This window comes from Burkholderia sp. Bp9012, assembly GCF_003853825.1.
Taxonomy (GTDB): Bacteria; Pseudomonadota; Gammaproteobacteria; order Burkholderiales; family Burkholderiaceae; genus Burkholderia; species Burkholderia diffusa.
Genome location: NZ_QTQA01000008.1, coordinates 285,702 through 293,396 on the forward strand (window position 1 = coordinate 285,702; position 7,695 = coordinate 293,396).

Sequence of the window (7,695 nt, forward strand, 5' to 3'; positions counted from 1 at the left end):
GGCATGCGCCTCGGAGTCTGTTACTACCCGGAACACTGGCCGGAATCGATGTGGGACGGCGACGCCCGCCGGATGAAGGCACTCGGCATCGCGCAGGTGCGGATCGCCGAATTCGCGTGGAGCCGCATCGAGCCGTCGCCCGGCGAATACGACTGGGGCTGGCTCGATCGCGCGGTCGACGTGCTCGGCGCGGCCGGGCTCGAGATCGTGATGTGCACGCCCACCGCGACGCCGCCGAAGTGGCTCGTCGACCGTCATCCCGAGATCCTCGCGATCGGCGCGGACGGCCTGCCGCGCAAGTTCGGCTCGCGCCGCCATTACGACTTCTCGTCGCCGACCTATCTGGAAGCGTCGCGCCGGATCTGCACCGCGGTGGCCGAACGCTACGGCCGCCATCCGGCCGTGCGCTACTGGCAGACCGACAACGAACTCGGCTGCCACCAGACGGTCGTCAGCTACTCGCCGGCCGCGCTCCTGCGCTTCCGCGAATGGCTGAAGGCGCGCTACGGGACGATCGACGCACTGAACCGCGCGTGGGGCACCGTGTTCTGGAGCATGGAATACCGGCATTTCGACGAAGTCGACGCGCCGGTCGGCACCGTGACCGAAGCGCATCCGTCGCACCGCCTCGACTACCGGCGCTTCGCGTCGGACGAAGTCGCGCGCTATCACCGGATGCAGGTCGACGTGATCCGCGCGCATTCGCCGGGCCGCGCCGTCGCGCACAACTTCATGCAGCTCTTCACCGAGTTCGACCACTACGAAGTCGCGCGCGACCTCGACGTCGCGACGTGGGACAGCTACCCGCTCGGCGCGCTCGAGGAGCAATGGTTCGCGCCCGACGTGAAGGCGCGCTGGCTGCGCACCGGCCACCCGGATTTCGCGTCGTTCAATCACGACCTCTATCGCGGCATGTCGAAGCTGCCGTTCTGGGTGATGGAGCAGCAACCGGGGCCCGTGAACTGGGCGCATTGGAACCCCGCGCCGCTGCCGGGCATGGTGCGCCTGTGGAGCTGGGAGGCGTTCGCGCACGGCGCCGGCTGCGTGTCGTACTTCCGCTGGCGCCAGGCGCCGTTCGCGCAGGAGCAGATGCATGCGGGCCTGCACACGCCCGACGACAAGCTCGACGAAGGCGGCCGCGAGGCGCAACGGGTCGCGCATGAAATCGCCGCGATGCTCGACGCCGGCGCGGATGCCGATGCGAACGGGGCCGTGCGTGCGCCCGTCGCGCTCGTGTTCGACTACGAAGCGAAGTGGCTGCTCGACGTGCAGCCGCAAGGCGCCGATTTCCACTACCCGCGTTTCGCATTCGAGTACTACTCGGCGCTGCGCTCGCTCGGCCTCGATGTCGACATCGTGTCGGCACACGCCCCGCTCGACGGCTACCGGCTTGTCGTCGTGCCGCCGCTGCCGATCGTGCCGGACGACTTCGCGGCGCGGCTCGCCGCGTCGGGCGCGCACGCGGTGTTCGGCCCGCGCACCGGTTCGAAGACCATCGACCTGCAGATTCCGCCGACGCTGCCGCCCGGCCCGCTCGCCTCGATCCTGCCAATGCGCGTATGGCGCGTCGAATCGCTGCGGCCGAACGTGACCGAGCGGATCGACGGCACGCTGCGCGACGGCTCGCCGCTCGCTGGCGAGGCACGCCACTGGCGTGACTTCGTCGAGCTTCACGACAACACGCGCAGCGTCGTGCGTGCGCGCTTCGCCGACGGCCATCCGGCCTGCGTGTCGCACGGCACGCTGCACTACTGGGCCGCGCTGTTCGACGATGCGACCACCGTCCGGCTGTTCGCCGATGTCGCGGCCGAAGCCGGCCTGACACCGACGCCGCTCGGCGACGGCGTGCGCGTGAGCCGGCGCGGCGGCCTGACCTACGTTTTCAACTATGGCGACGCGCCGCACACGATCGACGCGGTGCCGCCGTCCGCGTTCGTGCTCGGCACGGCGCAAGTCGGGCCGCAGGACGTGGCCGCGTATCGAAGCCGTTCGTAACAACCGTCACCGGCGTCACGATGCGCCGGTGACGCACAACGACACCCAGAACAGGAGACACGTATGACACATCGCCCCCTTCGCGTCGCCACCCGGCTCGCCACGGCCGCCGCTGTCGCACTGGCATCGCTCGGCACGACGGCGCCCGCCGATGCCGGCACGCTGACGATCAACATCGCGTTCAAGGGCGCCAGCCAGCGTGCGGTCTGGCAGTCGACGCTCGAGGCGTTCCACAAGGCCCATCCTGACATCGAGGTGAAGCCCACCTTCGTCGACGAGGAAGCGTACAAGGTGCAGCTTCCCGCGTGGCTCACGACCGTCGCACCCGACGTCGTGAACTGGCACGCGGGCGAGCGGATGGCGTACTACGCGAAGCGCGGGCTGTTCGAGGACCTGAGCGGCGACTGGGCGAAGAACGGCTGGGGCGCGATGTACGCGTCGACGCGCGACGCATCGTCGTACAACGGCAAGCAGTACGCGGCGCCGACCGTCTATTACTCGTGGGGGCTGTTCTACCGCAAGGACCTGTTCCGCAAGGTCGGCATCGCCGACGAGCCGAAGACGTGGGACCAGTTTCTCGATGCGTGCAAGAAGCTGAAGGCGGCCGGCATCACGCCGATCGCGGTCGGCGGCCGCGACGCATGGACCCTCGCCGGCTGGTTCGACTATCTCGACCTGCGCCTGAACGGCAATGCGTTCCACCAGCAGTTGATGGCCGGCGACGTGCCGTACACCGACCCGCGCGTGAAGAAGGTCTACACGACGTGGAAATCGCTGATCGATTCGGGTTATTTCATCGACAACGCGCTGTCCTACGATCTCGACGGCGCGCAGCCGTTCCTGTTCCAGGGCAAGGCCGCGATGATGCTGATGGGCACCTTCATTGCCGCGGGCTTTCCGCCGAACGTGAAGCAGGAAATGGGCTATTACCGCTTCCCGATCATCGACCCGAAGGTGCCGACCGCCGAGGATGGCCCGGTCGAATCGCTGCACATCCCGACCAAGGCGAAGAACAAGGCCGACGCGCACACGTTCCTCGCGTTCGTCGAAACGCCTGAAATGGGCGCGAAGCTCGCGGAAGGGCTCGGCTCGCTGTCGGCCAACAGCAAGTCGCCGGAGCCGGCCGATCCGATCTCGCGGATCGGCTTCCGGATCCTCGCCGACACGCGGGGCGGCGTCGCGCAGTTCTACGACCGCGACATGACGAAGGAAATGGCCGACGAAGGGATGAAGGGGATGCAGCAGTTCCTTGCCAATCCCGCGCAGCTCGATACCGTGCTCGCGCAGCTCGAGCAGACCCGCAAGCGGATCTACAAGAAGTAACCGCGTGACCCCTGCGGCGGCCCCGTGCCGCCGCGTCCGCCCAGGAGGCTTGCCGTGTCCAGTCCGATCACGTCCAGACCCGTCGAAACGCCTGCCGCGCCGCCGGCCGGCAGGTCGCCCGCCGCACTGCGCGCGCGCCGGCCGTCGCCAACCGCGCGGCGGCAACGGCGCGCCGCGTGGCTCTTTCTGGCGCCCGCGTGCGCAATGGTTGCCGTCTATGTGGTCTGGCCGATCCTGTCCACGCTGTGGCTGAGCCTCTGCAACTGGGACGGGATGACCGAGCGCACGTTCGTTGGTCTCGCGAACTACGCCGAGCTGCTGCACGCGCCGACGTTCTACACCGCGCTGCGCAACAACGTGATCTGGCTCGCGCTGTTCATGCTCGCGCCGCCGCTCGGCCTCGCGCTCGCGCTGTACCTGAACCAGGCGGTCGCCGGCATCCGGCTCGTGAAGTCGCTGTTCTTCGCACCGTTCGTGTTGTCCGGCGTGGTCGTCGGCCTGATCTTCTCGTGGTTCTACGATCCGACCTTCGGGCTGCTCGCGCTGATCGCCGGACACGGCATCCCGGTGCTCGGCGACGCGCGCTATGCGACGTTCGGCATCGTGTTCGCCGCGCTGTGGCCGCAAACCGCGTACTGCATGATCCTGTACCTCACCGGCCTCACGTCGGTGAACCCGGAGCAGATCGAAGCCGCGCGGATGGAAGGCGCGCGCGGTTTCGCGCTGTTGTGGCACGTCGTGCTGCCGCAGTTGCGGCCGACCACGTTCATGGCGATCGTCGTCACGGTGATCGGCGCGCTGCGCAGCTTCGACCTGATCTCGGTGATGACGAGCGGCGGCCCGTTCGAGAGCTCGACCGTGCTCGCGTATTACATGTACGACCAGGCGATCAAGTACTACCGGCTCGGCTATTCCGCGTCGATCGCGGTCGTGCTGTTCGCGATCATGCTCGTCTACATCGTGTTCCAGTTGCGCCGCATGCTGCGCAACGAGCAATAACCTGACCGGTGGCCATCATGTTTCCGACTCCCGTTGCTCAATGGAAGCCTGTCTCGCGCAGGCTGTACAAGTTGTCGCTGCCCGTTGCGCTGCTGATCTGGCTGCTGCCGATGATCGCGGTGTTCGTCACGTCGGTGCGCTCGACCGAGGAACTGGTCGAAGGTCACTACTGGGGCTGGCCGCGGCACTTCTCGATGATCGAGAACTATCGCGACGCGCTGACCACGTCGCCGATGCTGCATTACTTCTGGAACAGCGTGCAGATCACGGTGCCGTCGGTGCTCGGGTCGATCGCGCTTGCCGCGATGGCCGGGTTCGCGCTGGCGACTTACCGGTTTCGCGGGAATGTCGCGTTGTTCGGGACGTTCGTCGCGGGGAATTTCGTGCCCGTGCAGGTGTTGATGATTCCCGTGCGTGATTTGTCGCTCAGGCTTGGAGTATTCAATACGGTCGAGGCGTTGATTCTCTTTCACGTCGCGTTTCAGACGGGGTTCTGCACGCTGTTTCTGCGGAATTTCATCAAGCAGTTGCCGTTCGAGCTGATCGAGGCGGCACGGATCGAAGGGGCCGGCGAGTGGACGGTGTTCTGGCGGATCGTGTTGCCGTTGATTCGGCCGGCGTTGGCCGCGCTTGCGATTCTCGTGTTCACGTTCGTGTGGAACGATTACTTCTGGGCGCTGTGTCTCACGCAAGGCGACGAGGCCGCGCCGATCACGGCGGGGGTCGCGGCGCTGAAGGGGCAATGGACGACGTCGTGGAACCTGGTCTCGGCCGGGTCGATTCTCGCTGCGTTGCCGTCGGTCGCGATGTTCTTCGCGATGCAGAAGCATTTCGTCGCGGGGCTGACGTTCGGGGCGACCAAAGGGTGAACGCGCCCTGACCGCCGATCGCGGATTCGGATCTCCCCCTCTTCATCGAGAGGATTGCCCGCTTCGGCGGGCTTTTTTACGGTTCTTCGTGGATTTCCGTGGACGTCGCTTGCCGACCCGGGGCGGCCACTCGTGACTCCACGAAGCGGCCATTCGGCAGCCGGCCCGTATACGTTTTTCAGACGATTTACTTCGCAGAGGCGAGCCAGTAGATTGGTGGTCATCACAATAAGCAAACCACTCCGGGGGACCGCATGAGAGAAACCAAGTGGCCGTTTCGGCTGGCAGTCGTGATATCTGTAGTGTGGGCAGTTGTCGCATACGCCCTTTCCTCCGGAGACAGCAGCTTTTCGGGCGCGTCCTTCGCGGTACTGGGGCTAATTCCGCTGTGTGTCTTTTGGGGCATTGGCTGGGTTCTGGCGGGAGTGTTTCGGCAGCGGGCAGGGCGGGCAGAGGCCGCAACCCCGATCGCAGCCCCGACAGGTCCAGAGCCCGCTGGAGCAATCGCGATGACCGTGGTGAAGGGTGCTCCGGACGAGTCGGCGCAGGATTGGGCGCCTTCGACGGTTGCGCCGCCGCTTGCAGGTCCATGGCGTCGTTTTTTTGCCCGTACGCTAGACCTGTACATCTGGTCACTAGTGGTGGGGTTCGTGGTCGGAATCCTGAACGCAAGATTCGGGTGGTCTCTGCTCGCGTTCACAGACATGCCGTCGTCGTCTCAGGACATGCTCAGTGGAATCCTGATTATCCCGATTGCCATCGTGTGCGACGTTCTGGTCTACGCCGCTTTTGGCAACTCGATAGGCAAGGGCTTGCTTGGCGTTAAGGTGCAGATGCTCGATTGTGCTCCGCTGCCTGCGCGCACGTACGCCGCGCGCAGCGTCGACGTCTGGATTCGAGGCATCGGATTGGGCATCCCAATCGTGGCACTTTTCACCGAACTCGCGAGCTATCGGGCCCTATTGGGCGGCAAGCGCACCAGTTGGGACATCAAGTACGGTTGCCGTGTTTCTCGGGCGCCTCGCAAGTTTGGCCACTATCTCACCGCTTTAGCGCTGTTTTTGGCTTTCATTGCGGTGTTGGGCTACGGGAAGATGGAAGAGCAGCGCCAGAAAGACACTCAGAACCTCCCGCCAGTCAGTTGGCAGAATCCCCTGACCCATCAAACGGCAACCATTTTGCCAGCAGGTTGGCGGCTGTTGCCTCAGAGCAGCAACCTCCCACCGAACACATGGCTGTATGCCGACGCGACGAATCAGGTGGTTGTTGGCGTAGGCTTTGAGGCTGCGAACGTCGGTCTTGATGAGTATGCCGACGCACTGCTGAAGGGAAATCCCACGCTCGCAGTCATCCGGAACGGCAGCGTCGTTGCGGATGGCGCTGGTCAGGTCTGGACTGGAAGCGGCGCCGGTGTGGCGTCAGATTCCACGGAAGCTATAACCGTTCGCGCGCATGTTCTCGCGGCAAACGGAGGATTTTGGCGTGTCTTCGCGGCCGCACCAGCAAGCCACGAGAGCGACATTGCGCTGGAGCCTGACGTATTCCGTGCAATCACCCAGACGCTTACGCCCTAAAAGCAGACGAGCTCTGCAATCAGGCGAGCGAAAAAGCGGGTGTGTGCTCGTGGAGGCCGAGCTCGAAAGGCTTGGGATATGCCGAGCGCAATCTGCGCAGCATTTCCCTTGTCTCCAGGGACGTCCACCAGGGTATCGCCCTTGTCGGTGATGCGATCGTCGGCGATCTTGGTGTCCGTGTCGAATGGCGGGTTCTGGCCGAACCCGGTCTGTTGGCATCGGGGTGGCGGCCGACTGACGGGTGCCGACCCGGAGCGGACGTTCGGTGTTCTCGAGAGCGGTCGTTGGGAGATGCGTCGAAACTCGTAGGTAAGTATGCGGGGCGGCCCCATCTTGATGGGATGTTCTACCCAGCTAAACGTACTTGAATTTTGTGATCTGTACTTTGCGGTTGAATCGTGCAGCTTTGAACTGGACTGGCTCCGTCGTATTTGCTGTCGTTCGCTCCATAATCCAGGGAATCGGTCGATACGTCATCTTTCGGCCATTGATAATTAATTCCAATATCTCGTATTCCTCCACATATGCACGCGTAAAGTAGCGTCCACGGGTTTGCCACTCCCAATGAGCGGGCACAATTCGCTTTGCTATGATTTGGGCACGCCCGGTCTGCGTCTTCACTCCAGCAAAGTTGGCAATCTCGAACAATGCTCCGGCGATGCAGACTAGGATGACCGCGTAGAAGAAAAAAAGCACGCACGCGGCGCCAAGCTGGCCGTGACTCACTAACGTGAATGGAAGCGACACAACGTCATGCAAAGACACTTATGATCTCCAGATTGGCGGCTCCCTCGAGCGTGGCCGAATTGTCAGCAATCTCGCCCCGCATGTCGAGTGTCCCTTCCTGGCCGAATACTACCCAATTAGCCGTCAATTCATGAAGCAGTCGATCAAAAAACCTCCCCCGAAGTTGGCACCGATCGCGTTCGAGTTCT

7 protein-coding genes are annotated in these 7,695 nt (G+C 64.1%); 5 read left to right on the top strand and 2 right to left on the bottom strand.

The features are described from left to right. Positions 1-3 precede the first annotated feature (3 nt). The 5 genes from DIE11_RS13780 (at position 4) to DIE11_RS13800 (ending at position 6,760) form a co-directional block, all read left to right on the top strand. Complete coding sequence (locus tag DIE11_RS13780; protein ID WP_124624633.1) at positions 4-1,995, top strand: beta-galactosidase; 1,992 nt, start codon at positions 4-6, stop codon at positions 1,993-1,995. Between the two features lie 63 nt (positions 1,996-2,058). Continuing rightward, positions 2,059-3,318, top strand: coding sequence for an ABC transporter substrate-binding protein (locus DIE11_RS13785; RefSeq protein ID WP_059604697.1), 1,260 nt, complete (start codon positions 2,059-2,061; stop codon positions 3,316-3,318). A 54-nt stretch (positions 3,319-3,372) separates the two neighbouring features. Next, the gene (locus tag DIE11_RS13790; protein WP_124624635.1) at positions 3,373-4,317 is read left to right on the top strand and encodes a carbohydrate ABC transporter permease; all 945 of its coding nucleotides are present in this window, start codon (positions 3,373-3,375) and stop codon (positions 4,315-4,317) included. 17 nt (positions 4,318-4,334) lie between these two features. After that, entirely contained in the window at positions 4,335-5,186 is an 852-nt protein-coding gene (locus DIE11_RS13795) for a carbohydrate ABC transporter permease (protein WP_124624637.1), read from the top strand. A gap of 509 nt (positions 5,187-5,695) precedes the next feature. Next, a complete protein-coding gene (locus tag DIE11_RS13800; protein WP_185633760.1) occupies positions 5,696-6,760 on the top strand; it encodes an RDD family protein in 1,065 nt (354 codons plus the stop codon). A 354-nt stretch (positions 6,761-7,114) separates the two neighbouring features. Here the strand turns inward: DIE11_RS13800 and DIE11_RS13805 are convergent, their stop codons facing one another. After that, a complete protein-coding gene (locus DIE11_RS13805; protein ID WP_124624643.1) occupies positions 7,115-7,525 on the bottom strand; it encodes a hypothetical protein in 411 nt (136 codons plus the stop codon). Then, positions 7,512-7,695 (bottom strand): hypothetical protein (locus DIE11_RS36715; RefSeq protein WP_221622456.1); only part of this gene is annotated, 184 nt, incomplete at its 5' end. The genes DIE11_RS13805 and DIE11_RS36715, both read right to left, overlap by 14 nt.